Source organism: Streptomyces sp. NPDC002130, assembly GCF_040296465.1.
In the GTDB taxonomy this organism is placed as follows: Bacteria; Actinomycetota; Actinomycetes; order Streptomycetales; family Streptomycetaceae; genus Streptomyces.
The window spans coordinates 1-1567 of the sequence record NZ_JBEOXI010000747.1 but is presented as its reverse complement, the minus strand read 5'-3'; the positions used below and the strand labels follow the sequence as shown (position 1 = coordinate 1567).

Annotated in this window: 2 protein-coding genes; both read left to right on the top strand. The window is 62.6% G+C overall.

Annotation, left to right across the window (positions count from 1 at the left end; all coding sequences use genetic code 11):
- The first annotated feature begins 157 nt into the window (after positions 1 to 157).
- Positions 158 to 907 carry a hypothetical protein gene (locus ABT116_RS45100; protein ID WP_351646837.1) on the top strand — a complete coding sequence of 250 codons (750 nt, stop codon included), beginning with the start codon at positions 158 to 160 and terminating at the stop codon, positions 905 to 907.
- Between the two features lie 84 nt (positions 908 to 991).
- Positions 992 to 1447, top strand: a complete 456-nt coding sequence (locus ABT116_RS45095) for a tellurite resistance TerB family protein (RefSeq protein WP_003941110.1) — start codon at positions 992 to 994, stop codon at positions 1445 to 1447.
- Positions 1448 to 1567: the final 120 nt, after the last annotated feature.

The following is a 1567-nucleotide window of genomic DNA, read 5'->3' as shown; positions in this document are numbered from 1 at the left end:
GAGAAATTCACGCCGAATGACATCCTCACAGGAAGACCATCGGAGCTTCTCGATCAGCTAGCAGAGCAGGGCGTAGCAGAAGCGTCACGACGATCTCGTCTCACTCGCACGGGACAATCACGCCCGCGACAGCGCCCAGCTTGCGCACGAACTCGGCGTGATCGACGGCGTGCTCCCACGGTCGATGGCGTCGTGGAAGTCGGTGTCGTGGGCGGGAACAACCGATCCGGCCCAGATCACGGCCGTCAGCGACGGAATGCGTCTGGGCGAGCTGTCGGCTCCGGACCGCGGCACGCTCACCGTTCCCTACTGCGTCCCGCTCCCACTGCGTCGACCCATCTGGGTGGACAGTACGTCGAGCAAAGCAGCGCTCGGTCTGATCAGTGCCGTCACCGTGCGTGTCATGGCCGCCGGCCCGATGCCGCTACTCGACGTCGTCGATCTGACCGGCTCGCTGACGCCACTGACCGACCGACTGGCACCGATGCTCGCGGGGCCGGTCATCACCGCTCACACCGAGATCTCGGCGCGCTTGCGGGCACTTGCCGAAGCCGTCGACATGGGCGAACTCGCGCGAATGAGTGGTGTCGCAGATGGCCCGAGTTCCCTACGACTGTTGATCCTCAGCGATTTTCCGCACGGATACTCCGCCGAAGACGCACAGACCGTCATGTTCCTCGCCGAACGTGGACCGGCAATCGGTTTGTCGATACTCATTGTCGGAGAGGACGAGTCGAACTTCGCGGAAGAGTCCGTCGCCGCGCTGTCCGAGGGGTGCCAACATCTTTCGGCAGCAGGGCAGACGGAGGTTCACGATCCGTGGACCCGCACGCAATGGCACTTCACCCCGGACGTGCTCGACCCGATCTCCGAGTCGCGAATTCTGGCAGTGTTCGACCGCACCTAGCGGCCGATGGCGGATTGCCGAGCGCACAGGCAGAGTGGTGGTACGACCACGCGCGGTGTGTGGCGGCAATACTCGAGGAGACTCATGGCATTCTGGGATCAGTTGAAGGCTAAGGCTCAGGAGATGAACGGTCAGCTCAAGACAAAGACCAGCCAGTTCCAGAACAAGGAATTCAAGAACGCGAGCATGGCAATGTGCGCGTTGATCGCCGCCGCAGACGGTTCGATCGATCCGTCGGAGCGTCAGAAGACCGCCGCGCTGATCATGAGCAACGAGTCGCTCGCGGTCTTCCCGCCGGACGAGCTTCGTGAGCAGTTCGACTGGTACTGCAGCAAGCTGTCCTCGGACTACGAGTTCGGCAAGGTCGAGGCAACCGCGACCATCGCCAAGCTCAAGTCGAAGCAGGATCAGGCCCGCGCGGTCATCCAGATCGGCATCATCATCGGCGGCGCGGACGGCAACTTCGACGAGCACGAGCGCGGCGTCGTACGCGACATGTGTTTTGCAGTCGGAATCTCTCCGGCCGAGTTCGATCTCTGATCTTCAGAGGACGAAAGCGGGTGCAGCGCGAAAGCGCTGCACCCGCTTTTCATTTCAGTACACGGCACCGGAAGGTCAGGACCGCCACACGAGGACGTCACGGACTGACGGATCTCCACG

Coding starts and splice junctions, on each gene's coding strand:
- ABT116_RS45095 (WP_003941110.1), top strand. CDS start 992: ATGGCATTCTGGGATCAGTTGAAGGCTAAGGCTCAGGAGATGAACGGT.